Genomic DNA, 21889 nt, shown 5'->3' with positions numbered 1-21889 from the left:
ATCACCATGAAGACCGCACCCGCCGCACAACCCGTCGCCGACCCCGCCATCCCCCGGATGCTCCGAGCCGTTGCCGACCACCTCGACGCGAACCCCGACCTCACCGCCCCCGCCTCGATCTTCAGCATCCACGCCACCTGCGCGGGCGGGCCCCTCCTGCAGATCCAGCTCCACCGCACCACCGCCGACGCGTTCGACCGGTGGGCCGAATCCATCGGGACCACCACCCGCATCGAACGCGACAAGGCCCGCGCCAACGGCCACATCGGAACCCACTCGGTCGACGTGTTGGGACTGTTGATCAAACGGTGTTTCCGGCCCGACACGCCGGGGTGAAATCCGGCGGGATGGGCACGGTGAGTGATGACATCGGATGGCATGAGCGCCTCAACCACAGGGAGCAACACGTCGGGGCGGCGGTCGTCGCCGGAGCAGGAGGCGGCGGCCACGATGGTCGCCCAGGCGCGTGAGCGGGGCCTGGACCTCACGGGCCCGGATGGGCTGCTGAAGGTCTTCACCAAGAATGTGCTGGAAACGTCACTCAACGAGGAGATGACCGAGCACCTTGGGCATGAGAAGAACCAGGCGGATGCTGAGCGTGAGTCGGCGAATATCCGCAACGGCACCCGGCAGAAGACGATCCTGTCCGACGCGGTCGGTGAAGTCCCGATCGAGGTTCCGCGGGACCGGGATGCCACATTCGACCCGGTGATCGTGAAAAAGCGTCAGCGTCGCCTCGGTAATGTCGACGAGGTGGTGCTGTCGCTGTACGCCAAGGGGCTGACGACCGGCGAGATATCGGCACATTTCGCCGACATTTACGGCGCGTCGATGTCAAAGGAAACTATCTCACGAATCACGGACAAAGTGATCGAGGAGATGGAGGAATGGCAGAACCGGCCGTTGGATGCGGTGTACGCGGCGGTGTTCATCGACGCGGTGCACGTGAAGGTCCGTGACGGGCAGGTCGCCAACCGGCCGGTGTATGCCGCCATCGGCGTCACACTGGACGGGCGACGCGACGTGCTGGGCCTGTGGATGGGCACCGGCGGGGAGGGCGCCAAGTACTGGATGAGCGTCCTGCTGGACCTGAAGAACCGGGGCGTGCGGGACACGTTCTTCCTCGTCTGTGACGGACTGAAAGGGATTCCCGAGGTCGTCGCGAACGTGTGGCCGCAGGCGATCGTGCAAACCTGTGTCATCCACCTCCTGAGGAATTCATTCCGGTTGGTGTCGCGAAAGCACTCCGATGCGCTCAAGAAGGATTTGAAGCCCATCTACACCGCACCGAACGCTGACGCGGCCAAGAACGCGCTCGACGAACTGGAGGACAAGTGGGGCGCACGCTACGGCGCGATGATTCGGCTGTGGCGCAACGCCTGGGACGAATTCATTCCATTCCTCGACTACGACGTCGAAATCAGGACGGTGATCTGCTCGACAAACGCCATCGAATCGTTGAACGCACGCTACCGGCGAGCGGTGCGGGCGCGCGGGCACTTCCCAAGCGAGCAGGCCGCCCTGAAGTGCCTGTACCTTGTCACCCGCAGCCTCGACCCCACCGGAACAGGCCGCACCCGATGGACGATGCGCTGGAAGCCCGCGCTGAACGCCTTCGCCATCACTTTCAGTGACCGCTGGCCGGCCGCTGAAACCTACTGACAACCAACGCCGGAAACACCGTTCGTGCGATAGACCCGACGTGTTCGACGCTGGTGACTGGAGCGGGCGGTGAGCAACCTCGGTATGGAGTTCGAAGCGACCATCACCGGTCAGGACGGGATCGTGAACACCGTCGTCGAGCTGGTGTGGGATCCGGTGCGGCCGCTGTACTTCGAGATGGGTATCGCCGGGTACCCCGACCTGGACTGGATCATCGGGCGGGATCTTTTGGCCGCGGGGATCGCTGTCTGCGCCGGCACCGATGACGTTCGCGTCTACCCGGACGGTGACCCGGCGTCGGCTGCGGACCTGGTGATCGTTTTGGCGTCGCCGACGGGCAGGTGCGAGATCCGCATCGACCGGTTCGACGTGGACATTCTCGTGTCCCGCACGGTCCGGGATGTTCCGCTCGGCGCGGAGGTCGCGGTCCCGGACAGGGTGCCTGCGGAGTGGTTGGGCATGGCCGACGACGGGAGCACGTCGTGAGCGGCGTGGACGACGACCCGGTGCAGGTACAGACCGATCCGGCTCTGGTGACTTCCGACGACGTGCACCTCGTGTTGGACGAGGAGGGCGCGGAGGGTGTCGCGGACTGGATCCGCTCGATGGCCCCCGCAGTGCCGGACACCGAGGCCGTACGCCGGGCCCTGGCCCGCGATGACCACACCGCGCTGCGTGCCGCGCTGGCCCGCGACGTTCCCGCACCGGCCGGGCGTGACCTGACCGCGCAGGACGTGCGGGACACACAGGACACATGGAGCGGCGGGACCGCGCAGGAGTACCGACAGTTCGCCGCCGACTACCTGACCAGGGTCGCGCGCCCGTCCGGGGGTGTCGGACAGCCGGACACCGCGCTCGTGACGGAGCTGTGCGACGAGCTGGGGGTCGAGCGTGGCGAGCTGGTCGACACCGTGCAGCGGCACCGGTTGGTGAACATGGCGTTCGATCAGTGCGTGGACGAGGAGGTCGTCCGCCGGGCTGCCGCCGAGCCGGACATGACGAAGCACGCCGCGCCGGAGGAGCTGCTCACCCTCGACGAGTTGATCGCCAACGTCGAGAACGCCCTGGAGTGCGCGGCTATCGAAGTCGTCGTGTGGGAGACCGACACCACCGGTGCCCGCACCATCGAAGCCCCGAACCCGCTGTACCGCCTGACGCGGTGTTTGCGGTCGTACGGGCTCCTCGATGAGCGCCGCGATCGGGGCGAGGACGCAGAAGACGACACCACCGAGACGCGCGTCGAGTGGCGGGTGACCGCCGTGATCCCTTCCGGCGGCGAGGTCGCCGAGGAGTTCTTCTTCGAGGACGACGCCAAGGACCAGGTAGGCCGGTGGTGGGCCTGCGCCTGGCATGACATTCGGATCTGGTCCCGCACGGTGTCGACGACCACCCGCACCACCGCATGGAAGGCAGAGCAGTGAGCTGGACTTTTCCCGGGTGGGAGTGCCCGGTGTGCGACGAGACCGGCACCGGTGAGCAGTCCTGGGTGGACCACACCACGGTCTGTGACGTCGCCGACGACGAGGCGATAGAGCGATGAGCGGCGCCGACGACCAGCGGGCCGCCGAACGGCTGCGGGATGTCGTCGTCTGTCACTGCTACGAGATCGCCGGGCCGGTCGGTGGTGGGCACTGGGCATCGTGCCTGGCCGAAGAGATCGGCGACGAGGTCACTGCTGTGCTGGTCGACCGGGACCGTCTGCGCGCCGAGCTGGAGCACGTGACCGGCCTGCTGGCCGAGGCACGAACTCACCGAGGGAACGCTCTCGACTTCGCACGCGAGCGGCAGCGGGAGCTGGCCGAGACCCGGGCCGCCGGTGACTCCCTGGCGGCGATCGCCAGCGTGATGACTGAGGACTCCACGACCGAGCGGTGGGACAGCCTGGGGGAGGCCATCCACACGTACTGGTCGGTCCGCGGGGACGCACGCACGGCCCCCGCCGCGGATGTACGCGACCCGGCCGACGAGGGGGACGGGCTTATGTCGCTGCTCGACGAGCACTGGCCCGTCGACATCTTCCGCACCGATCCGATGGAGGACGCCGCCGACCCGGGACCGCGCATCGTCGCCCTGCTGCGCTGGGTGGACCGTTTGCGCGCCGAGCTGGCCGAGACCCGGGCGGAGCTGCACGGCGCGACCGGCGCCGCCGCTGTGCTCCGTGAGCGCGGTGACGCCCTGGCCGACGCGACGAACGCGCTGCTGGATCAGTGGCGATGGCTCAACGAGCGGTCGCGCCCAGATGGTGCGAGCACCTGCGAGACGCGCCTCGTGGAGTGGCGGTCGGTCCGCGGGGACGCACCCACGCAGCCCCCGGCCCCCGTCGCGGATGTACGCGACCCGGCCGGCGAAACGCACCGCACAAGTGCGGCCCCGACCGCCGCACCGGACGTTCGCGCGTGGGAGGACGACGGCGATTGGGGCTGGGCATGCTCACGCTGCGGCTACCGCTCGGTGGCCTGGTGGGCGGACCGCGCCACCGCGAGGCGCGCCGCGCACGAGCACGGGCGCGACCGCTGTCCGGCCGCCGGGGGTTCCTCGCCCGCGAGCACGGACGGGGGCGAGCAGTGAGCGCCGGAGACGACACCAGCCCCGGCCCGCTGCAAGGCTCCGACGACCCACGCATCGCCCTGTTCGACCTCACCGGACACATCACCGGCCTCCACAACAACTGCCACCGCATCCACAACGCGCTACTCGCCGAACTGTGCGACCGCGACCCCACCCCCGTCTTCGACCCCACCCTTGCTGAGGGGATCCGGCTCGACGACATCCGCCACCACACCGCCCGCGACCTCGGCATCGCCGACGAGGACGACCAATGAGCGCACCCGCCCAACCCGAACCGATGACCGACCTACTCCGCGCCGGCGACCAACTGATCTGGACGATGCCCGACGGCGCCGTGATCTACATCCGCGTGTCCAGCGTCGACCGCCGCCGCAACATCACCCACCTCCGCTGCCACCACGGCGACCGCGCATGGACCCGCCACCACACCGGACCCCTCTTCCCCTCGATGCGCCGCGGTCCCTGGTGCGTCGCCGACCTCCTCGACCAGCTATGACCGCCGCCCGCCCCGCCCCGCTCGTCCCACCCGAACACCTCGCCGACTGGATCACCGAACTCCGGCACATCGCCGAAGACCTCGACTTCGGCCTCGCACCACCAGCCGCCGCGACCCGCGTCCGCGCACTCCTCAACCAGATCCGCGCCGACGCCTACCGGAAGGACCCGGCATGACCGAGATCGGTTTCATCGCGGCCCGCGACCTCGGCGACGGGCAAATCGAGCCGTGGGAACAGACCGGGCTCGGGACGCTGCCGCTGTGGTCCTCAGCGCAGGAGTGCCGCGACACGCTGCGGAGGTGGGGCGCCGACGTCGAGTCGTGGCGGGTGTTCGCGCTCGTCGACCAGGACGGGGACCAGTGATGGCTCCCCTTGGCCGCTGTGTCTCCTACAACGCCAACCCCGACTGGGTCGACGACGTCATCGTCGAACAAGCCGTCGCAGGGCACCGCACCAGCCGCACCCTCACCGAAGCGGAACGCGTCGCCGCCGCCCACGAGCTCGACCGCCGCGGCCACAGCCTCAACGTCATCGCCACACGACTCCACGTCAGCGCCGGCACCGCCCGCCACCTCCTCACCGGAGAGTGGGCGTGAACGCGCTGCCGGCGTCGTGGCACGCGCCCATCGCCCGCCAGCCACGGGACAGCTACGGGCAGCAGATGCTTGACGCCACCGAACCGATCGTCGCCGCCGTGCAGGCCCGTGACCGGCACGCGCTGCGGACCGCGATCGACCGGGCGTTGACCATCCCTCAGCCCGCCGGGGAAGACCCCGTGGTGTGGCTCGCCGGGGCCCTCGCCGCGCAGATCAACCCTGCTGTGCCGCTCGCGCAGCGGATCCCGTGGACGGAGAACGCAGCATGATCACCCTCGTCGAAGGCGTCATGATCATCGGGTTCCCGCCCGTCGCCTACTGGATCGGATCCGCAGGCGTCCGCCGCAGCCACACCCGGATGCGCGGCTGCACCAACCCGCTCCACAAGGCCGAAGCCAGCCAGCGGGCCGCGCTCATGCAGATGCGAGTCACCGCCGAAACCGTGTGGTTCTCGGCGCTCCTCATCGTCTGGGCGCTGATGCCCGCCCCCGCCAGCATCGGCGCCGCCGTGGTGTCGAGCCTGCTGCTGCTCGCGCTGTCGTTCGCGGGTGTGGTCGCCACCGGGCTGTGGGCGTGGCGCCGCAGGCGGGCGATCGGGCTGACCGAAAGCCTGTGCTCGTGACCGCCGAGCCCGAGCCCGCCTGCCACACGTGCGGTGGCGCGCTCGGGAACTCCCCGTCCGACTTCTGGTGCAGCGACCCGTGCCAAGCGCGCTGGCACGCCGAACGGTCCGTGCCGCTCGTCGGCTACCGCGAGCCCCGATCCTGCGACTTCCGCGGGGTCGGGGCCTACGCCGCCGCAGCCCGATCGTTGCGGCCGTGGTGACCCGCCCGATCCCGTGCCGCGACTGCGGCGCCCCGGTCGCCACCGACCCGGACGGGCTGCCATACGCGTTCTGCCCCGAACACCTGCCCATCGTCGCGTCCGCCTACGACGAGGAACAACAGTGAGCGACGACGAACTCGCCCGGCTCCGCGCCCGGGTCGCCGAACTCGAAGCCGAGCTGGTGTTGCGCCGGTCCGGGATCCCGACGGCCCCACCCTGCACCGACGGCTACTGGCGGAACGAGAAACACCCGCCACCACCGTCCGCGACCGGCGGGGAGAACGCCGACCCACGAGAGGACACCTGACATGGCCGGACCGCGGAAGCTGCCGCCCACCCCCGCGCTCGTCGCGCTCGCCGAAGCCGGCTACCTAGACCGGGAGATCGGCGACATGTTCGGCGTGTCCCGGCAGGCCGTCGCTCACCGGCTCGCCGGGCTCGACATCACCCGAGCCCAACGGGTGCCGTGCCCGGCCTGCCACGGCAGCGGGACAGTCGCCCCGGTCGCCCTCCGGGTCGGCCCATCCCCACCGCTCCCCGAGACCGCATGACAGCGGCCCGGCAGCCATCGGCTGCCGGGCCGCTCTTCGTGTGCCCCCTCGCGCGCAGGCGCGCACGCGCGCGCGTGACCCGCCTATAAGCGGGTGAACTGATCGACTATCGGCGGGTGATCCACATAGAGTGCTCGGTACCCGCCGACAGCCCGTCGGCGGGTCACCGGACCGCCATGTAGCGGGTCCACCGGTTATGCCCCTCCTGCGTCGCCCGGCCCTCCTCGACGAGCTCAGCGAGGCGGCCCCGCGTCAACGACACCGACCGGCCCGCAGCCTCCGCGACCTCACTCACCGACGCCGGCCCGTCGAACCCGGCCAGGGCATCCCACACGAGCTGCCGCGACTCCGTCGGCCCGGTCGCCCGCGGCGGCTCCGGCTCGGTCGGCTCGGGCTCCGGCTCGGACGCGATCGTGAGGGTGGGCTTCCGGTTGGCCTTCCGCAGCCGGTCCCACTCGTCGCCGAACTCGGCCCGCAACGCCTTCAGCTCGTCTTCGTGCAGGTCGCCCTGATCGTCGGCGAACCGCTGCACCACAGCGCGCGCCGCCGTGTCATCGATGAAGTGCTGGCTGCCGCGCGTGACGTCCTGGTGGATACCGTTCGCGATCAGGCACTCGCCCGGCACACCCTGGGGGAGCTGCGACAGGTCGAAGTCGTGGTCCCCGGACAACAGCGCGGAGTCGTCCTGCCGGGCCGAGTAGAACCCGCACACCTGCCCCGCCAACAGGGCGGTGCGGACGTCGGCGCCCCCCAACTTCTGCGCCCGACCCCGCTGCGTCGCGAAGTGGATCGAGATGTCGAACGCGCGGGAGATCGCGACCAGCCGGTCGATGTTCGCCTGCCGCTCCACATCCGCCTGCTGCGCCGCCCGCTTCGCCGCGGACGCCTGCCGGGCCCGCACCGCAGGGTCCTGCTCGTCCGGGTCCGACGGCGCAGGCGGGGTCGGCGCGAAGTACAGGGCCGTCTCGTCGAGCATGAGCAGCAGCACCTTCCGGTCACGCCGCATTGCCTGCCCGCGGACGTGACACAGCACGAGCAGCGCCCGGATCACGAGGTCGATCTCCGCGGCGTCTGTCGCGTACACGTACGCGCCACGCGGCGCGAGATCGCGGTAATCAGGCGACCCGGGCTTCTGATCGCAGCACAACCACAAGGCGTCACGGGCGGCGATCGCCTGCACCGCCATCCGCCGGTAATACGTGGACTTCCCGTAGCCCTTCGCGCCCGCGGTCAGGCCGTCGACGCCGCCGTGACCGTCACGCCACACCTCCGACATGAGCGGGGTGACACCGTCGTTGACGTGCCCGATCTGGAACGGCTTCCGCAGGCTCGGGCGCTCGTCGGGCACCGTGTACGTGACGCCCGCCTTGCTCTTCGGGCGCTGCCGCACCCTGATCCGGTAGCCGCCCTCGCGGGTGCCACGCGTCTTCTCGATCGTGACGTCGTCGACGGACACCTCGTACCAGGACGCGATGTTCGGGATCCTGTCCCGGAGGGTCTTCGCCGTGTGACGGCCCTTCACACCCTTCAGCGTCGCCCACCACGTGTCGCCGTCCGCGCCGGCCGACGCGTGTGACAACTCGACACCGGGCAGCGACACAGCGTCTCCGTCCCACGCCAGGATCTCCGCCGTCACCGACACGCCCCGCCGGACGCGGCGATGCTTGAACCACGGCGGCCACAAGAAGATCAGCAGCGCGGCCCACGCCGCGATCAACGGCGGCGCCCCGAGCAGCACCCACGACCACGACGGCGACCAACCAGGGCCGAGCCAGCCGGCGGCGACCACCCACGCGCCGCCGCCGTACCAGCACAGCCGGGCGTACGAACGCTCCCTCAACCCCGGCAGCCGCGGGATCGTCTCCACACCGAGGAACACGACGACGACCGTGATGGCGGTGAGCGCCCACGGCGCCCACCCGCCCCACCAGTCCGCGGCGGCGGCGAGGCCGAGCGCGAGCCCGGCGAGGAACGCAGGCCCGAACACGTGCGGGAACCGCATGATCACCATGTCGAGCCTGTCGAAGATGCCGAGCTCGACCTCGGCCTGCCGTCGCGTGGTCACGCCACGTCCCTCTCTTCCTCGTCGTCGTTCTCGGCGTTGATGCCGTGGAACTCGCCGTCGCAGTCACAGCGGCAGTCGCAGTCGTCGTCGGGGGAGCGGGTGCAGTAGCTGTGGCAGCCCTGCGCCGCCCACCCGCCCCGCGCCGGCCGGGCAGGGTCGCCGCCGCGGTTCCGGGTGAAGTTGGCGTGTGCCTTCGCCCCGACAGCCACCGACAGGGCCCCGCCGAGCAGCAGCAGCCACCCGCCCGCGAGGAACGCCACGAACAACAGCCCGGCGATCACCACGTAGACGAACCCGCCGCCCCGGGAGATCCGCTCCACGGACGGCTCCACCCCGCCGACCTGCGTCACGCCGTCGACCTCCCGGCCATCCCGAGCCGGGCCACCCGCGCCCGGTACTGGCGCGGGTCGAGGGGCCGGTCACGCTTCCCGTTCCACGCGGTGCAGTGCACCCGCCGCTGCCCCGCGTTGGGCCCGTCGAGGTCGGTCTCGACGATCGCGAGATCCGACCACGGGATCTCCTTACGCGCCGCGTGCCCGACCAACACGGCATCGACCCGGTACGTCACGCCCCAGTAGCCGGACCGGTACCGGCCGCCCGGCACGCGCGGCCCGATCGCCGCCCGGTCGATCTCGGGGAGTTCGTCGACCGTGGCCGGGTACTCCCGCGGCCCGTTCACGGGGCCACCGCCTTTCACCCGGCCCGCCAGAAATCCGGGACGTCCCAGTCGCCGTACTTGGCTTCCGCGCGGGCCTTCGCCGCCGCGACCCCGTCCCCTGCGGAGTCCATGGCCTCGGCGGCGGTCCGCAACGCTGCGGCGGCGGCTTCGACCGCTTCCATCGCATCGTGCAGGTGGGCGATCAGCTCCCGGTCCGCGTCGGCGGCCACGAAGTAGTCGACATACGCGACCATCGCCTCCGCATCACCACGGCCTCGGTCAGCCTCGCCCTGCAACTCCTCCACCCGGGACGCGATCAACGCCCGCACCTCTTCGAGGTGGGCAGGCAGTTCCTCCGGGAACTCCTTCGGGTCGATGTCCGGGTCGTGCAGGTCAGCGAACGTGCGCACCGCGTTGGCCACGGCAGCCTCCTTAACTTCGGTCCCAGCGTCGTTTGCGGCGCTGACGTGCAGATCTGCTATCCGATGGATGCCGGCGACCGGCCCTGGTGTGGCGAACCGGTGGGCCCGCGCGAGCCGCGCTTCACGCCGCTTCCGGGCGGCGGTGGCCCGCTCGATGTTTCGTACCCCCGTGGCCTCGACGAAGGGGATCGCCGCACCGGCGGCGGCGATCCGCTGCGAGCGGAGCTGCATCACGGCGACGTCGGTGGCGTGCCACTTCCGCGCGAACTCCAGCGGGTCCTCGCCGCGAGCCCGCATCGCGGCCCGCTCCAACCACGACAACTTCAGCGGGCGGAAAGCCAGCGCGATCCGCTTGTCTTCGTCCCGCCGCATCTGGTCGACGACCGCGGCCATGTTCCGGTCACGCGGCCCGAACGTGGCGTCGTGCCACGGCAACGTCACCGACGCGGCCGCGGACTTCTCCCCGGTCGTGAAGTCACGCACCAGCGGTGTGGGGCCGAACTCGCGGCGGTCATCCAGCCACTCCTGGAACGGCCCGGTGACGCGCTTCGCGTACCCGGAGGACCGTTCGGATGCCTGCATCGCGGTCCATGTGCCGCCTCGCCGCACCCAGCGTGCGCCGAACCCGACCGGGCCACCCCGGATCGGATGCTGCTGTCGCTCACCAGGGGCGGCCTTCGAGCCCCGCGGACCGCCGCCCGTCGACTTGCCCCGGCCGCCGCGCGGCTGGCGGCCCTTCTTCTGCTGCCAGTACAGACCGCCCGGCCCGTCGAACCGCACCGCCTTCGTGCGGCTATTCCAAGAGAAGCAGAGGACCTTGAACCCGACCGACGACGGCCCCTTCTGCGTCGCGTTGATCGACATGTGCAGCCAGCGCGTCCCGAAGATCTTCCGCTTGCGGTAGCCCCACCCCATCATCGCACCCCATCCCGGTCCCGGATCTGCTCCAGCGTCTGGCCGGCGTCGGCCAGGGCCCCGTACAAGTCGTGGGTCTGCTCGTTGACCGCCGCAGTCGTGGCGTCCGCTGCGACCCGCAGGTCCCGCACCTCGACGAGGAGGCGGCGCCCGATCCACGCCTCCACCACGACAGCGGCGGCGAGGATCAGCAGGAACGCGGCGACCGCCCACGGCAGCCACACAGGCCAAGTCGTGGCGTTCACAGCCGCCCCCGCTCGTCGAGCCGGTCCGCCCAGTGGTCAACGTCGGGGTGCGAAGCCCAACGGTCCGCGAGCTTGTCTGCGATCCGCTGCTCCTTCCGGATCTCGGCCGGCGTCTTGCCCTGCGCCTTCAACCGGCCGATCTCCTCCCGGTAGTTGCGCCGGTCCGCCGAACAGCCCTCGCCCGTGCCGGCCGCGACCTCGCCGACCTTGCAGAACGCCATGTACTGGGCCGGGGTCAGCTTCTCGGGGTCGCGCAGCGTCACGAGCCCCTCGTGCTTGCTGACCCGCGCCTTCCGGAAGTTGTTCGTCGCCTTCGCCCCGACGACGTGGCCGCCTTCGTGGCGTAGCAACGTCCGGCCGACACCGTGCGAGTGGCCCACCGCGACGCGACCACCGCGTGCCCCGCCGAGCCGGCCGAGGATCATCCACACGGCTGCGGCGAGCAGCAGCAGGACGACGAGCCCGCCGCCGCCGTGGGCGAGCAGCAGCCCGGCGACCACACCGCCAACCACCAGGCGGGTCACGATCCCGCCACCCGCGTCACACCCATCAGGGCGGCCAAGCCGTGCAACTGCCACTGCTCGCACTGCCCCGACCGGAAATCGGTGAGCATGTCGTCGGCGAAGTCGTCCATCTCGATCGCCGTCTCCCCATGCCCCGTCGACCGCAGCACGGCGGCGTGATGCCGCAGACGGGCCACCGCCTCGTCCATCAGTGACCGGTCGGTCGCCACCGTCATGCTCATCGGGCAGCCACCTCCCCGCGCCGCTCGGCGTGCAGCGCGGCGATCTCGGCCTCGATGGCGCGGGCTTCGGCGGCGATGCGGTGCAGGCGCGCCTTCAGCGCGTCACGCTGCCCCTCGTCGAACATGACGCCGTCCTGGCTGGCGTAGTCCAGCCTCATCGCCGCCGTGTGCGCATCCCCGATGGTTCTGCGCGCCGCCGACATCGCCCTGTCCAGCCACTCCAGGCCGTGGTCAACCGTGTTCCTCATGCCGCTGTCCTCTCCTCGCGCTGCCTCTGCCTGCGTCGCGCCTGCCGGTCTGCGGCCTGGCGCCTCTTGCGGTCCTCGGGGGACTCGTCGCCGCCCGACTGCCCTGGGGAGACAGCGGGCGGCGACTGCGGGGGAGCGGGATCAGGGGACACCGGCTTCTTCGCCGGGCTACGGGGGGTCGCCTTTTGGCGGGACTTTTCGCGGACTGACACAGCGGGCGTGTCCGCCCGGGCGGCCATCACGACGAGGGCTTCACCGACGAGCGCGGGCAGCCAGGCGATCGCCCACGGCAGCCCTGCATCGTGGAGCAGCAAGGTCGCGTGCACGGCCGTGTACAGGCCAGCCCCGGCGGCGATGAACCCCATGACGAGCGCCCGCTCCGTGCGGGGCCAGCCGGTGAGCTCGCCAGACGCGCGCCACAGTGCGACGGCGGTCGGGAGGGTGAACGCCATGAGCACGCCGACGCCGACGAGGACGGGGCTCGGCCACGCCCACGCGACGTTGAACGCGAGGGAGCCGACGACACCGAGCGTGAGCGCGGTGTGCGCGATGTTCGGGCGGCGGGCGCTCATGCGGCCCGCCGATCAGCGGCTACTCCGCGGGCTTGTACCGGTGCGCCCACCGGCGGACGGTCGGCCAGGGCTCGCCGGTGACCTCCCCGATCTCCCGCCAGGACTTCCCACGGCGCCGCATCTCCCAGACTGCCGCCGCTGCTCGGCGCCATTCCGCTTCGCGGTTGTCCCGCGCCTGACGCACCCGGTCGGCGAGCTCGGTCATCGGCACCTCGACCAGGTCGGGGGACAGCGGAGGGGTCTCGTTCGTCTCGTCGCCCCCGGCCGTCACAGTCCGGCAGCGTAGTAGGGAGATCATTCTCGATCACGGGGACTAGTGTTTCACAAATGACACACCTAGTGCCACGCGTGACACTCGACCCGACGAACTGGCCGTGAACTGTCGGTTTCGCCCAACGAATCCGCTACCCTCGCGGGCGTGGTCGCCTCACTCCCGCAGGCCAGTCCCGCCCACCACTGCCAGCCACCACCCGACCGCATCGGCCGTTGGGCATGCCCCACCTGCGGCGCCGGATGGCGGGCCACCGCGACGACCCGCGGCGGCGACCCGATCGTGTGGTCGCCCTGGTCGGATGCGGACAACATCCACCTGTTCGCGGCCCACCACTTCGAGCTCGAGGCGGACCGGTCGCCGTGGTGGCGGTGGCATCGCCGAGCCCGGCTGCGGGCCCTCGCCCGCGCCGCGCGTGCCGACGCGGAGCGCACGTGGTGACCGGGGAGCATCGGTGTCGGCGCGGGGAGCGGTGCGCGGACCGGGTCCGGCACGTCGAAACCCCCACCGTCTGCCCGGACTGCCGCTGCCATGACGGCTGGCAGAAGCCCTGCACGATCCCCGGCGGCTGCGGGCACCTCCACAGCGAGACTGTGACTTTCGTGGGCGCCGGAATCCAAACACCCGACGGCCTCTGCGCCACCTGTGTGCGTTTCGCCGCCCACGCGATCACCCACCTGAAAGGTGACGTCGCCGAGCTCACCATGCTCATCGGCAGAGGCGGCGGCGCGGGCGGAGACAAGATCACGCAGACGCGGGAGGCGCCCATCCCCATCCGCCTCGGCGTCGAAGCATTGCGCGCGGAGATCGACGACCAGGTGCAGACCTGGGCCGAGCTCGTCGCCGAACGGCTCGGCATCGACTGGGACACCCAAACCGCGCGACGCTCGAGGATGGGGCCGCGCGTCACCCGCGCCGTCGACCTGCTCGTGAACGCCGTCGACACCCTCGTCGCGCTCCCGCCGCAGGAGCTGCTGGCGTGGCAGGACGGCGAACCCGTGTGGGACCACGAGCTGGACTGCCAGGACACGGCCGTGATGGACGGTGTCGACGCCGCCCTGCACCTGTCGCACCTGCATTGGCGGGCCTACCGCATCGCCGGACGCACCAAGCTCGTGCATCGGCTGTTGCCGCGGTGTGAGCACTGCGGTCAGCGCACGTTGGTGCGGGAGGACGGCGACGAGGACGCCCGCTGCGAATCGGACCGTTGCCGGGGCCGGCGGATCCCTGGTGGCCGCTTGAACTGGCTCGTCATGGCGACGACGGCGGTCGAGCAGGCCGCTCGGGACGGCGCGGAGGCGGTCGCGTGACGGACGACCTGTGTCCCGGGTGTACGGCGCTCGCCCGCCGACCGGTGTCCCGCACCGAGTGTGAGGCGGCGCTCCGCCGCGTCGGGCACGTGGAGGAGGCGACCGATGGGTAGCTGCGCGAAGTGCGGCGGGAAGATCAGCGGCGGGATCCGCCGCCACGCACCCACCTGCGACTTCTACCGGCCCGTCGACATGCTCGCCGAACACCCCGACCTCATCGACTGGGAAGCCGACGCCGAGTACTGGTTCGGCGACGACTGGTCCGGCCCCGCCCCCGACCGCAAGGGAACCACCGCGTGAGCGACGACGAGCGGCAGCCGATCGGCGGGGCGCTCGACGCGCTCGGTGTCAGGGCCAGCCTGGAACCCGACGAGCGGATCACGGAAGCGTTGGTCATCGCGAAGATCGTCGACTTAGAGACCGGGCGGACCATGCTCGGCATGTACCACTCGGAAGGGACCGACTGGATCTCTCATCTCGGGCTGCTGTCCGCCGCCCGCCAGGCCATGGACGGCGACGCGATCGTGGTCACCGACGATGAGGATGACGGGTGACCGCCCGGTGGCCGCTCCCCGGGGATCGGGCCGTCGACCGGGCCCGGCAAGTCGCCCACGAGTACCGGAAGGCCTTGCTGAACACCGACCCCGCCGCGTGCGCCGTCATCGACGACGCAGCGGTCAAGGTCGGCGAGGAATGGGTACTGCCGCAGGTCGACCAGTACTACGACGACGACCGCATCACCGTCGCCGAAGCGGCGCTGCTCACCGGAAGGTCCGTCCGATGGGTCTACGCGTGGGTCGCTGAGAAGCGGGCCGAACGCGCACACGTCGGCCCGGACAAGCTGATCCGCGTCAAGGTCGCCGCCGTGCGTGACGCGGCCGACCGCGTGGCATGTTGACCAGTGATCTTGCATATGCGACGCTGCACCCGGCACTAGTGTGCCCAAAACGACGGGCGGGCCCTACACCGTAGGACCCGCCCGAAACGCGTTCTAGACGGTCAGTGCTGAAGCGCCCACGTGGCCTGCGGCGTCGCCGCCATCATGCTGCTCGCGTACTGGAGCTGGTAGGCGCCGCTGGCGCTCGCGTCGAAGCACACGTCGCCGCTCACCGTCCCACCCGGCGCGAGCTGCCCCGAGTTCAACGGCGACTCCGCGCCGAACGGGATCCCCGACGAGTGGATCACCCCGTTCGGGTCCTGAAGCTTCCAATCGAACGAGTTGTACGACGCGGTGCCGTTCCCGACGTTCCGGTACTCGACAGCCGAGCACAGCTGATCGTCGGTGAACTCGTCAGTGAGAAGCTTCAGGTCCGCCGCGGTCACGTCCAGCGGCCCCACCGAAACAGTCTGCCCGGCCGGCGCCTCGGGGATCGAGGCGTCCTCCACCGGGGCCTCGACAGGTGCCGCGCCGTCGACGGGGGCGATGACCCCTGGAGCCGGGTTCACGGCCTGGTCCAGGTCCTGCACGAGCTGGTCGGTCGCTTGGAACACGATCACGATGCCCCAGATGCCGAGCGCGACCGCGATAGCGCCGAGCGCGGTGCCGACGGCCGACATCTTCGGGTTGTTGGCGGTGCCGCGTCGGGTTCGGGCCCACCCGAGCAGCCCGAAGAGGACGGCGAGCGCGCCGAGGATGAGGGCGATGAACCCGGTGAACGGGATGAGCCCGAACACCAGCCCGATCAGCGCCAGGACGAGCGCTGTGATGCCGAACCCGTTGCGGGGCTGCGGCTGGTAGTGGGGCTGGTGCTCGGTCGACTGCCTCTGCCCGTCAGGCATGGCTGACCTCCGGTCGGTGTGTGGGGTGTACCCGACAGAGTCGCACGGCGCGGGCGTCTGTTACACCCGAAACGGGCGACTGACCGCCCGTTCTACTAACTCCAGCCTGGCCCCGGCGAGATAGTAAGAGGTGCGTCATGGCCGATGGCCGCGGGAAGCAGCCCTCCGAGAACAAGCCCTCCACGGGCACCGGTAAGGACAAGCGCCTGAAGGGGCGCGGGCAGAAGCCCGGGCCCAAGCCCGGGAAGTAGTGGCTGCCCGCCCCTGCCTGGGGTGCGGGGCTCTCACCCGTGCAGGGTCACGCTGCCCCACCTGCCAGCAGGGCAGGCAGCGGGCGATAGATAGTAAGAGGGGTACTGCTGCCGAGCGTGGGTATGACAGTGCGTGGCGCAGGCTGGTAGCCCAGGCCATCCACCTGCACCCGTGGTGCACGGACTGTGGGCACACAGGCAGTGAGGACAACCCACTGAGTGGGGATCACCTGCGTTGGCCCGCACGCTCACTCGATGATGTGTGCGTGGTGTGCAGGGTGTGCAACTCACGCAGGCCCAACAGGAGAACAGGTGTGGTGAAGCGACAGTGAGTGTCGAGCCCAAGCTCAATGCGCCAGTCACGCACGTGATCACGCTCGATGATGCGACTGCGTGGCTTGCTGATCATGGGTTCGATGCGGACAACGTGCGTGAGTGCCGCATCGAGATCGGCAACGTGGTGACGCGTGATGGCGAGCGCGTGATCTGTGCGTGGCTCGACGTCGAGTGGTACCGCCTCGACTCGACCGGGCAGAAGTACCTGAACGACGAGCGAACCGATGCTGTGACGGCGTCGTCGTCGGTCCCGCTGCGCTCATGGCCGCCGCTCACATCGAAGATCGACGATCACCAGTGATCCACTAGAGATCCACAACTGATCCGCTACGCGCAAGCCTCTGACCTGCACGTTTGCAGACTGTCGATCATGTGGTGATCGCAGACAAGCCCCTGACCTGCATTTTTTGAGGCTGAAGGCGCCGTGACCCTGCTACCACCTGCGCCGCAATGTGTACGCAGTCTGGAAGGCGGAATCGGCCGTCCGACTTGTGCGCGCCGAGCGTTGGCGCGCGGCACAATGGAGCTCGTGTGCAGAGGATGCGGCGCGCCGCTTCCGGCTCGGCAGGGCCGAGGCCGTCCGCGGGTGTGGTGCTCGTCGAGATGCAAGTCGGTCGCGCGTCACCGCGTGCTGCGTTCGGATCCGGACGCATGGGCGGCTGAGCTGCAATCCGTCCGTGTTCGGCGCGTTCTGGTCGTCCACAGGGTGCGTTGCGCCGTCTGTGGCACCGAATTTGACCATCCCGGTGGCGGAGCGCCAGCGTCACGATGCCGCGCTCATCGAGCGTTCAAGTCGTGGGTCGAGTGTCCGTGCGGTACGGCGCTGTGGAAGCGGAACCCGGACGCTCATTGCTCGCGGGCCTGCTACCGATCGTTCCACCCACCAGCCGCGCCGGACGAGCGAACCCGGAAGGGGCGTCGGCGCACCTGGGAGAGCGGCGCGCCCGGCCTCAACCAGCATCAGCGTCGCCGGCTCCTACTGCACTGGCAGCGGCGAGGTCGGACGTGCTGGACCTGTCCTGAGTTCCCGGACACGGTCGATCACGTCATTCCGGTCTCCAGGGGCGGTACGAACCACGAGGGGAACCTCGTGCCAGCGTGCAAGAGGCATAACAGCTCCCGGAGAGCGCTGCTGATAACGGAGTGGAGGTTCCGCAATGGCCGGAGCCGGCCCGCCGCCGAGCGCGACACCGAACCCGAACCGTCGGCGACGTAACGCGCCGACACAGTTCACAAAGCTCCCCGTCGAGGGCCGCACGGGCGATGTGCCGGGCTGGCCGCTCGCGCCGGACGTGGTCGGTCAGGCGAAGCTCGACCGCTTGAACGAGCAGATCGACGACGCGAGCGTGGAAGCACAGGGCACGGGCCGGGAGGCGAAGAACGCTCAACGGCGCCTACTCAGCCTGCGTGAGCGCGCGGAGATCCTTTCGGCCGAGATTGAGGCCATCGGGGAGCAGGAACAGGCCCTCTGGGCAGACTTGTGGCGTACTCCGCAGGCTGTGGCGTGGGAGCGGCTGGGGTGGACGCGGACGGTGGCGCAGTATGCACGCTGGCAGATCCGCGGGGAGCTCGGCGACATGGACGCGGCGAAGGAAGCCCGGCAGTTGTCGGATCGTCTGGGGTTGTCGCCGCTGGCGATGCTCCGGCTCCGGTGGGAGATCAGCGCCGATGAGCTCGGTAGCGAACGTGCGGACAGGGCGGCCCGTAAGGCGCCGGCTGCTCCTCGCCGCCGGAATCTGAAGGCTGTGGACTGAAATTGGCCTCTTGACCGGGCGCTTCGGCCTCTGAGGGGGCGGATCGTATGCCGTGGAGGGGTCCGTCGGAGCCGGGTGAGTTCCCGACGCTCGGGTGGCAGGTCATCGAGTGGATCGAAGACAGCATCATCATCCCGGACGGCCCGCGCCGCGGCGAGCCGTACATCCTGACGAACGAGCAGGCCCGACACCTGTTGCACGTGTACCGGTTGCACCCGAAGGGGAAGCCGCACCCGAAGTACCCGAAACCGGTCGACGGGCTCGTCTACTACGGCGCGCAGCTCCGTAGACCGCAGAAACACGGCAAGGATCCCCTCGCGGCGGCCCGTTGCGCCGCTCATGCGCTCGGCCCGGTGCAGTTCGACGGGTGGGACGCCGACGGGGAGCCGGTCGGCCGGCCAGTCGACACACCGTGGGTGCAGATCGCGGGCACGTCCGAAGAGAACACGGACAACACGTACCGGCCGCTGTTCCGGATGCTGTCCGAGGGGCCACTCGCTGACCTGCCTGGCCTGGACATCGGCGAGACCCGGATCAAGCTCCCGAACGGCGACGGCTGGATCGAGCCCGTCACAGCGGCCGCTAGGTCCCGTCTGGGCAACCCGATCAGCTTCGCGTCGTTCACAGAGCCGCACCTGATGACGGAACGGGATGGCGGACTCGGGTTGTCGCGGGCGATGAAGCGGAACCTCGCCGGGATGGGCGGCACCTGGACTGAGGTGACGAACGCGTGGGACCCGTCGGAAAGGTCGGCGGCGCAGCTCACCGCGGAGGGCAAGGCCCCCGGCATCTACCTCGACCATGCGGCAGCGGACCTGCCGCGGATGTCGTCGGCGGACTTCGAGGACGACAAGCTCGTGATGGAGCGGATCGTCATCAAGTACGGCGATTCCTGCCGGAAAGCGGGCGGATGGGTCAACGAACGGGCGATTCTGGCCCAGATTCGTGACCCGGCGACCGGCGAGGCGGAGGCGCGCCGCTACTTCCTCGACGAGGTCACGGTCGGTGAGCGGGACGCCGTGGACGCGACCCGCTGGAAGGCGCTTGCCCGACCCGAGGGCGAGCTCGCCGCGGGGACGCGTGTGGCGCTCGGCTTCGACGGGTCGCGGGCCCGGGATGCGACGGCCCTGCTGGCGTGCCGGATCTCGGATGGCCGGTGGTTCCGACTTGGGGTGTGGGTCCCGGCCGAGCACGGCGGGAAGGTCCCCGAGGCGGAAGTGGACCAGGCGGTGGCCGATGCGGCCGCCGCATACGAGGTCTGGCACCTCGTATGCGACCCGTACCGGTGGCAGACGAACATCGACCGCTGGGATGGCCGCCTCGGGAAGAACCGGGCCGGGAAACCGGTGGTGGTGGAGTTCCCGACGAACGTCGAGCAGCGCATGGACGCCGCCATCGACCTGTGGGAGACGGCTTACCGCACCGGCGAGGGCGAGTTCACCCACGACGGCGACGACACGGTCGCCGAGCACGCATACGCCGCGGCAGTCGCGCTGGGCCGGCGGAAGCCGCCGCGGGAAGACGCGGAAGCCCAGATCAACGACCGCTACCGCAAGATCGTGAAAAAGAAGCGTGACGTACTCATTGACGCGTTCGTGGCCGGGATTCTGGCCACGTTCGGGCGGGGGATGGCGATCGAACACGGTGCCCTGGCCGAAGCAGACCTGATCGCGAACGTCTGGTGAGCCGAGGGGGTGCCGGTTGAGTAACTGGTTCACTCGGCTGTTCCGGCCGGGCAACCCCGACGAGGGGAAGCGTGCGTTCACCCGCGAGGACGTGTGGGGGCACGGCGTCGATCTGCCGCCGCAGGTCCACGCTGCGGACATCGAAACGGCGCTGACGTTGGCGCCCGTGTACTCGGCGACCCGTCTGCTGGCCGATTCGGTGGCTGCGCTGCCCCTGCAGGCGTTCCGGCGGACCGCGGACGGCGCCAGGAAGCCGATGAGCGCCCCGGAGGTGTTCACGGACCCGACGGAGTTCGGGACCACGCACGAGTGGGTGCAGCGGGTGATGACGTCGCTGCTGCTCCGTGGGAACGCGTACGGGTATGTGCCGCTGTTCGACCGTGACGGGTACCCGCGGCGGATCGAGTGGCTGCACCCGGACGAGGTGTCCGTCGACGACAACTTCAGCGTGGGGCGCCGCCCGGTGTGGTTCTGGAAGGGCCGGCGGGTCGATCCGGGCCGTTTGGTGCACATTCCGGGCTATGTGCTGCCCGGGCAGGTGTTGGGGTTGGCGCCGATCTCCGCGTTCGCGTTGACGACCGAGACGGGTCTGTTGTCGCAGCAGTTCGGGCGGGACTGGTTCCGTAACGGGTCGGTGCCGTCCGGTGTGCTGGAGACCGACCAGAGCGTCGACCAGAACCAGGCGCGGGTGTTGAAGGACCGGTTCCGGGAGGCGACGCGGGGCCGGGAGCCGATCGTGCTCGGCCTGGGGACCCGCTACAACCCGATCACGGTGTCTCCGGACGAGTCGCAGTTCCTGGCGACGCTGAAGATGACGGTCAACCAGATCGCGTCGATCTACGGGATCCCGCCGGACATGATCGGCGGGGAGGCGGGCGGTTCGCTGACGTACGCGAACGTTGAGCAGCAGTCGCTGAACTTCGTGACGTACACGCTGCGGCCGTGGTTGACGAAGTTGGAGTCGTCGTTCTCCCGGTTGATCCCGGACGGGGAGTACGTGCGGTTCAACGCGGACGCGATGGTCCGCGCGGATCTGACGTCGCGGTACGCGGCGCATCACATCGCGTTGACGGACGGCTGGAAGAACCGAGACGAGATCCGCGAGCTCGAAGACTTGCCGCCGTTGCCTGGTGGGCAGGGGAAGACGTACGGGCCAGTGGCAGACCCGGCGCGGAAGCCGACCCCGGTCCCGCGTGATGACGAGGACGAACCGGTGAGGCGGCTACGGGCCGCGGGAACGGAGTACTGATGGCCGAGGTAGAGCGGCGGTACACGCCGGTCCCGGTGGAGGCACGTAAGGCCGATGATGGGCGCCGGAGGATCGGCGGCTACGCGGCGGTGTTCAACCGGGAGTCGAGGAACCTGGGCGGGTTCATCGAGCGTGTCGACCCGATCGCGTTCAACAAGTCCCGTGGTGACGACTGGCCGGACGTGATCGCCCGGTACAACCACGACGACAACATGCTGTTGGGGACGACCGCGGCGGGCACGCTGCGGCTGTCTGTCGACGCCTACGGGCTGTCGTACGAGGTGGAGCCGCCGCAGTCGCGGACGGACATCCTGGAGCTGATCGAGCGCGGCGATGTCCGGAAGAGCTCGTTCGCGTTCCGGACCCTCGAGGACGACTGGACGCTGACCGAGCAGGGGTTCCCGCTGCGGACTCTGGTCGGGGCGCAGCTCGTCGACGTCGCCCCGGTGAACGTGCCCGCCTACCCGGACACGACGTCCGGGTTGCGGTCCCTCGCCGAGCGGGTGCAGGCGCCGCTGGAGGAGGTGCGGTGTCTGGCGGAGGCGAACGACCTGCGGAAGCTGTTCGTCCGCACGGACCGGAAGACGCCGAAGCTGGACACCCCGAAGACGTACGGCCCGGCCGCCCGCATGGCGATTCTGGGCAAGGAACAGGACCCCTGGGCGTAGCGCCTGGGCTTGTCCCG

General features: G+C 70.0%; 37 protein-coding genes. 26 read left to right on the top strand and 11 right to left on the bottom strand.

Annotated elements, in window-relative coordinates:
- Nucleotides 1–6: 6 nt before the first annotated feature.
- The 15 genes from JOF36_RS29515 (at nt 7) to JOF36_RS29450 (ending at nt 6699) form a co-directional block, all read left to right on the top strand.
- On the top strand, nt 7–336 hold the full coding sequence (locus tag JOF36_RS29515; protein ID WP_210033375.1) for a hypothetical protein: 330 nt from the start codon (nt 7–9) through the stop codon (nt 334–336).
- Nucleotides 337–450: 114 nt separating this feature from the next.
- Nucleotides 451–1662 carry an IS256 family transposase gene (locus JOF36_RS29510; protein WP_443706280.1) on the top strand — a complete coding sequence of 404 codons (1212 nt, stop codon included), beginning with the start codon at nt 451–453 and terminating at the stop codon, nt 1660–1662.
- Nucleotides 1663–1731: 69 nt separating this feature from the next.
- Entirely contained in the window at nt 1732–2148 is a 417-nt protein-coding gene (locus JOF36_RS29505) for an SsgA family sporulation/cell division regulator (RefSeq protein WP_210033373.1), read from the top strand.
- Nucleotides 2145–3083, top strand: coding sequence for a hypothetical protein (locus tag JOF36_RS29500; protein WP_210033372.1), 939 nt, complete (start codon nt 2145–2147; stop codon nt 3081–3083). Before JOF36_RS29505 ends, JOF36_RS29500 begins: the two co-directional genes overlap by 4 nt.
- Nucleotides 3084–3198: 115 nt before the next feature.
- Nucleotides 3199–4230 (top strand): hypothetical protein, encoded by a 1032-nt coding sequence (locus tag JOF36_RS29495; protein WP_210033371.1) that lies wholly within the window; start codon nt 3199–3201, stop codon nt 4228–4230.
- The gene (locus JOF36_RS29490) at nt 4227–4484 is read left to right on the top strand and encodes a hypothetical protein (protein WP_210033370.1); all 258 of its coding nucleotides are present in this window, start codon (nt 4227–4229) and stop codon (nt 4482–4484) included. The genes JOF36_RS29495 and JOF36_RS29490 overlap by 4 nt, the downstream gene beginning before the upstream one ends.
- On the top strand, nt 4481–4726 hold the full coding sequence (locus JOF36_RS29485) for a hypothetical protein (RefSeq protein ID WP_210033368.1): 246 nt from the start codon (nt 4481–4483) through the stop codon (nt 4724–4726). The genes JOF36_RS29490 and JOF36_RS29485 overlap by 4 nt, the downstream gene beginning before the upstream one ends.
- The gene (locus JOF36_RS29480; RefSeq protein WP_210033366.1) at nt 4723–4902 is read left to right on the top strand and encodes a hypothetical protein; all 180 of its coding nucleotides are present in this window, start codon (nt 4723–4725) and stop codon (nt 4900–4902) included. The genes JOF36_RS29485 and JOF36_RS29480 overlap by 4 nt, the downstream gene beginning before the upstream one ends.
- Nucleotides 4899–5090 (top strand): hypothetical protein, encoded by a 192-nt coding sequence (locus JOF36_RS29475; protein ID WP_210033364.1) that lies wholly within the window; start codon nt 4899–4901, stop codon nt 5088–5090. The genes JOF36_RS29480 and JOF36_RS29475 overlap by 4 nt, the downstream gene beginning before the upstream one ends.
- Nucleotides 5090–5323: a hypothetical protein gene (locus JOF36_RS29470; protein WP_210033362.1), complete on the top strand. Its 234-nt coding sequence runs from the start codon at nt 5090–5092 to the stop codon at nt 5321–5323. The genes JOF36_RS29475 and JOF36_RS29470 overlap by 1 nt, the downstream gene beginning before the upstream one ends.
- Nucleotides 5320–5592, top strand: a complete 273-nt coding sequence (locus JOF36_RS29465; protein WP_210033360.1) for a hypothetical protein — start codon at nt 5320–5322, stop codon at nt 5590–5592. Before JOF36_RS29470 ends, JOF36_RS29465 begins: the two co-directional genes overlap by 4 nt.
- Entirely contained in the window at nt 5589–5945 is a 357-nt protein-coding gene (locus JOF36_RS29460; protein WP_210033359.1) for a hypothetical protein, read from the top strand. Before JOF36_RS29465 ends, JOF36_RS29460 begins: the two co-directional genes overlap by 4 nt.
- A gap of 196 nt (nt 5946–6141) precedes the next feature.
- Nucleotides 6142–6273, top strand: a complete 132-nt coding sequence (locus JOF36_RS40400) for a hypothetical protein (RefSeq protein ID WP_281071900.1) — start codon at nt 6142–6144, stop codon at nt 6271–6273.
- Nucleotides 6270–6455, top strand: a complete 186-nt coding sequence (locus tag JOF36_RS29455) for a hypothetical protein (RefSeq protein WP_210033357.1) — start codon at nt 6270–6272, stop codon at nt 6453–6455. The genes JOF36_RS40400 and JOF36_RS29455 overlap by 4 nt, the downstream gene beginning before the upstream one ends.
- Before the next feature lies 1 nt (nt 6456).
- The gene (locus JOF36_RS29450; RefSeq protein ID WP_210033355.1) at nt 6457–6699 is read left to right on the top strand and encodes a hypothetical protein; all 243 of its coding nucleotides are present in this window, start codon (nt 6457–6459) and stop codon (nt 6697–6699) included.
- A gap of 163 nt (nt 6700–6862) precedes the next feature.
- On the opposite strand, the gene JOF36_RS29445 is transcribed toward JOF36_RS29450, so the two are convergent.
- Genes JOF36_RS29445 through JOF36_RS29400 form a run of 10 tightly spaced genes read right to left on the bottom strand, consistent with a single transcriptional unit; the run spans nt 6863 to nt 12840 of the window.
- Complete coding sequence (locus tag JOF36_RS29445; protein ID WP_210033353.1) at nt 6863–8764, bottom strand: helix-turn-helix domain-containing protein; 1902 nt, start codon at nt 8762–8764, stop codon at nt 6863–6865.
- Nucleotides 8761–9114: a hypothetical protein gene (locus JOF36_RS29440; protein WP_210033351.1), complete on the bottom strand. Its 354-nt coding sequence runs from the start codon at nt 9112–9114 to the stop codon at nt 8761–8763. Before JOF36_RS29440 ends, JOF36_RS29445 begins: the two co-directional genes overlap by 4 nt.
- Complete coding sequence (locus JOF36_RS29435; RefSeq protein WP_210033349.1) at nt 9111–9443, bottom strand: hypothetical protein; 333 nt, start codon at nt 9441–9443, stop codon at nt 9111–9113. The genes JOF36_RS29440 and JOF36_RS29435 overlap by 4 nt, the downstream gene beginning before the upstream one ends.
- A gap of 14 nt (nt 9444–9457) precedes the next feature.
- On the bottom strand, nt 9458–10762 hold the full coding sequence (locus tag JOF36_RS29430) for a hypothetical protein (protein WP_210033348.1): 1305 nt from the start codon (nt 10760–10762) through the stop codon (nt 9458–9460).
- Nucleotides 10759–11004 carry a hypothetical protein gene (locus JOF36_RS29425; RefSeq protein ID WP_210033347.1) on the bottom strand — a complete coding sequence of 82 codons (246 nt, stop codon included), beginning with the start codon at nt 11002–11004 and terminating at the stop codon, nt 10759–10761. The genes JOF36_RS29430 and JOF36_RS29425 overlap by 4 nt, the downstream gene beginning before the upstream one ends.
- Complete coding sequence (locus JOF36_RS29420) at nt 11001–11528, bottom strand: hypothetical protein (protein WP_210033345.1); 528 nt, start codon at nt 11526–11528, stop codon at nt 11001–11003. Before JOF36_RS29420 ends, JOF36_RS29425 begins: the two co-directional genes overlap by 4 nt.
- The gene (locus JOF36_RS29415) at nt 11525–11743 is read right to left on the bottom strand and encodes a hypothetical protein (RefSeq protein ID WP_210033343.1); all 219 of its coding nucleotides are present in this window, start codon (nt 11741–11743) and stop codon (nt 11525–11527) included. The genes JOF36_RS29420 and JOF36_RS29415 overlap by 4 nt, the downstream gene beginning before the upstream one ends.
- 2 nt (nt 11744–11745) lie before the next feature.
- The gene (locus JOF36_RS29410; protein ID WP_210033341.1) at nt 11746–11997 is read right to left on the bottom strand and encodes a hypothetical protein; all 252 of its coding nucleotides are present in this window, start codon (nt 11995–11997) and stop codon (nt 11746–11748) included.
- The gene (locus JOF36_RS29405) at nt 11994–12569 is read right to left on the bottom strand and encodes a hypothetical protein (protein ID WP_210033339.1); all 576 of its coding nucleotides are present in this window, start codon (nt 12567–12569) and stop codon (nt 11994–11996) included. The genes JOF36_RS29410 and JOF36_RS29405 overlap by 4 nt, the downstream gene beginning before the upstream one ends.
- A gap of 19 nt (nt 12570–12588) precedes the next feature.
- The gene (locus tag JOF36_RS29400; RefSeq protein ID WP_210033337.1) at nt 12589–12840 is read right to left on the bottom strand and encodes a hypothetical protein; all 252 of its coding nucleotides are present in this window, start codon (nt 12838–12840) and stop codon (nt 12589–12591) included.
- Nucleotides 12841–12987: 147 nt separating this feature from the next.
- Here JOF36_RS29400 and JOF36_RS29395 point away from each other — a divergent pair, with 147 nt between their 5' ends.
- The 5 genes from JOF36_RS29395 (at nt 12988) to JOF36_RS29375 (ending at nt 15048) form a co-directional block, all read left to right on the top strand.
- A complete protein-coding gene (locus JOF36_RS29395) occupies nt 12988–13281 on the top strand; it encodes a hypothetical protein (RefSeq protein ID WP_210033335.1) in 294 nt (97 codons plus the stop codon).
- A 161-nt stretch (nt 13282–13442) separates the two neighbouring features.
- Complete coding sequence (locus JOF36_RS29390; RefSeq protein ID WP_210033333.1) at nt 13443–14150, top strand: hypothetical protein; 708 nt, start codon at nt 13443–13445, stop codon at nt 14148–14150.
- A 105-nt stretch (nt 14151–14255) separates the two neighbouring features.
- Nucleotides 14256–14450 (top strand): hypothetical protein, encoded by a 195-nt coding sequence (locus JOF36_RS29385; RefSeq protein ID WP_210033332.1) that lies wholly within the window; start codon nt 14256–14258, stop codon nt 14448–14450.
- Nucleotides 14447–14704, top strand: coding sequence for a hypothetical protein (locus JOF36_RS29380; RefSeq protein WP_210033331.1), 258 nt, complete (start codon nt 14447–14449; stop codon nt 14702–14704). Before JOF36_RS29385 ends, JOF36_RS29380 begins: the two co-directional genes overlap by 4 nt.
- Nucleotides 14701–15048: a hypothetical protein gene (locus JOF36_RS29375; RefSeq protein WP_210033330.1), complete on the top strand. Its 348-nt coding sequence runs from the start codon at nt 14701–14703 to the stop codon at nt 15046–15048. Before JOF36_RS29380 ends, JOF36_RS29375 begins: the two co-directional genes overlap by 4 nt.
- Before the next feature lie 101 nt (nt 15049–15149).
- Here JOF36_RS29375 and JOF36_RS29370 read toward each other — a convergent pair whose 3' ends face one another.
- The gene (locus JOF36_RS29370) at nt 15150–15929 is read right to left on the bottom strand and encodes a DUF4352 domain-containing protein (RefSeq protein WP_210033326.1); all 780 of its coding nucleotides are present in this window, start codon (nt 15927–15929) and stop codon (nt 15150–15152) included.
- A gap of 579 nt (nt 15930–16508) precedes the next feature.
- On the opposite strand from JOF36_RS29370, the gene JOF36_RS29365 reads away from it, so the two are divergent.
- The 6 genes from JOF36_RS29365 (at nt 16509) to JOF36_RS29340 (ending at nt 21872) form a co-directional block, all read left to right on the top strand.
- Nucleotides 16509–16817, top strand: a complete 309-nt coding sequence (locus JOF36_RS29365) for a hypothetical protein (RefSeq protein ID WP_210033325.1) — start codon at nt 16509–16511, stop codon at nt 16815–16817.
- 219 nt (nt 16818–17036) lie between these two features.
- A complete protein-coding gene (locus JOF36_RS41470) occupies nt 17037–17732 on the top strand; it encodes an HNH endonuclease (RefSeq protein WP_372447423.1) in 696 nt (231 codons plus the stop codon).
- Nucleotides 17674–18270, top strand: a complete 597-nt coding sequence (locus JOF36_RS29355; protein WP_210033321.1) for a hypothetical protein — start codon at nt 17674–17676, stop codon at nt 18268–18270. Before JOF36_RS41470 ends, JOF36_RS29355 begins: the two co-directional genes overlap by 59 nt.
- Before the next feature lie 47 nt (nt 18271–18317).
- The gene (locus JOF36_RS29350) at nt 18318–19955 is read left to right on the top strand and encodes a hypothetical protein (protein WP_210033319.1); all 1638 of its coding nucleotides are present in this window, start codon (nt 18318–18320) and stop codon (nt 19953–19955) included.
- A gap of 16 nt (nt 19956–19971) precedes the next feature.
- On the top strand, nt 19972–21204 hold the full coding sequence (locus tag JOF36_RS29345; RefSeq protein ID WP_210033317.1) for a phage portal protein: 1233 nt from the start codon (nt 19972–19974) through the stop codon (nt 21202–21204).
- A complete protein-coding gene (locus tag JOF36_RS29340; RefSeq protein ID WP_210033315.1) occupies nt 21204–21872 on the top strand; it encodes an HK97 family phage prohead protease in 669 nt (222 codons plus the stop codon). Before JOF36_RS29345 ends, JOF36_RS29340 begins: the two co-directional genes overlap by 1 nt.
- Nucleotides 21873–21889: the final 17 nt, after the last annotated feature.

It is taken from the genome of Pseudonocardia parietis (assembly GCF_017876315.1).
GTDB classification, from domain to species: Bacteria; Actinomycetota; Actinomycetes; order Mycobacteriales; family Pseudonocardiaceae; genus Pseudonocardia; species Pseudonocardia parietis.
This window is presented reverse-complemented; position numbering and strand designations above follow the sequence as displayed.

Coding starts and splice junctions, on each gene's coding strand:
- JOF36_RS29515 (WP_210033375.1), top strand. CDS start 7: ATGAAGACCGCACCCGCCGCACAACCCGTCGCCGACCCCGCCATCCCC.
- JOF36_RS29510 (WP_443706280.1), top strand. CDS start 451: ATGGTCGCCCAGGCGCGTGAGCGGGGCCTGGACCTCACGGGCCCGGAT.
- JOF36_RS29495 (WP_210033371.1), top strand. CDS start 3,199: ATGAGCGGCGCCGACGACCAGCGGGCCGCCGAACGGCTGCGGGATGTC.
- JOF36_RS29485 (WP_210033368.1), top strand. CDS start 4,481: ATGAGCGCACCCGCCCAACCCGAACCGATGACCGACCTACTCCGCGCC.
- JOF36_RS29480 (WP_210033366.1), top strand. CDS start 4,723: ATGACCGCCGCCCGCCCCGCCCCGCTCGTCCCACCCGAACACCTCGCC.
- JOF36_RS29475 (WP_210033364.1), top strand. CDS start 4,899: ATGACCGAGATCGGTTTCATCGCGGCCCGCGACCTCGGCGACGGGCAA.
- JOF36_RS29470 (WP_210033362.1), top strand. CDS start 5,090: ATGGCTCCCCTTGGCCGCTGTGTCTCCTACAACGCCAACCCCGACTGG.
- JOF36_RS29460 (WP_210033359.1), top strand. CDS start 5,589: ATGATCACCCTCGTCGAAGGCGTCATGATCATCGGGTTCCCGCCCGTC.
- JOF36_RS29450 (WP_210033355.1), top strand. CDS start 6,457: ATGGCCGGACCGCGGAAGCTGCCGCCCACCCCCGCGCTCGTCGCGCTC.
- JOF36_RS29430 (WP_210033348.1), bottom strand. CDS start 10,762: ATGATGGGGTGGGGCTACCGCAAGCGGAAGATCTTCGGGACGCGCTGG.
- JOF36_RS29415 (WP_210033343.1), bottom strand. CDS start 11,743: ATGACGGTGGCGACCGACCGGTCACTGATGGACGAGGCGGTGGCCCGT.
- JOF36_RS29410 (WP_210033341.1), bottom strand. CDS start 11,997: ATGAGGAACACGGTTGACCACGGCCTGGAGTGGCTGGACAGGGCGATG.
- JOF36_RS29405 (WP_210033339.1), bottom strand. CDS start 12,569: ATGAGCGCCCGCCGCCCGAACATCGCGCACACCGCGCTCACGCTCGGT.
- JOF36_RS29385 (WP_210033332.1), top strand. CDS start 14,256: ATGGGTAGCTGCGCGAAGTGCGGCGGGAAGATCAGCGGCGGGATCCGC.
- JOF36_RS29370 (WP_210033326.1), bottom strand. CDS start 15,929: ATGCCTGACGGGCAGAGGCAGTCGACCGAGCACCAGCCCCACTACCAG.
- JOF36_RS41470 (WP_372447423.1), top strand. CDS start 17,037: ATGGAGCTCGTGTGCAGAGGATGCGGCGCGCCGCTTCCGGCTCGGCAG.
- JOF36_RS29355 (WP_210033321.1), top strand. CDS start 17,674: ATGGCCGGAGCCGGCCCGCCGCCGAGCGCGACACCGAACCCGAACCGT.
- JOF36_RS29350 (WP_210033319.1), top strand. CDS start 18,318: ATGCCGTGGAGGGGTCCGTCGGAGCCGGGTGAGTTCCCGACGCTCGGG.
- JOF36_RS29340 (WP_210033315.1), top strand. CDS start 21,204: ATGGCCGAGGTAGAGCGGCGGTACACGCCGGTCCCGGTGGAGGCACGT.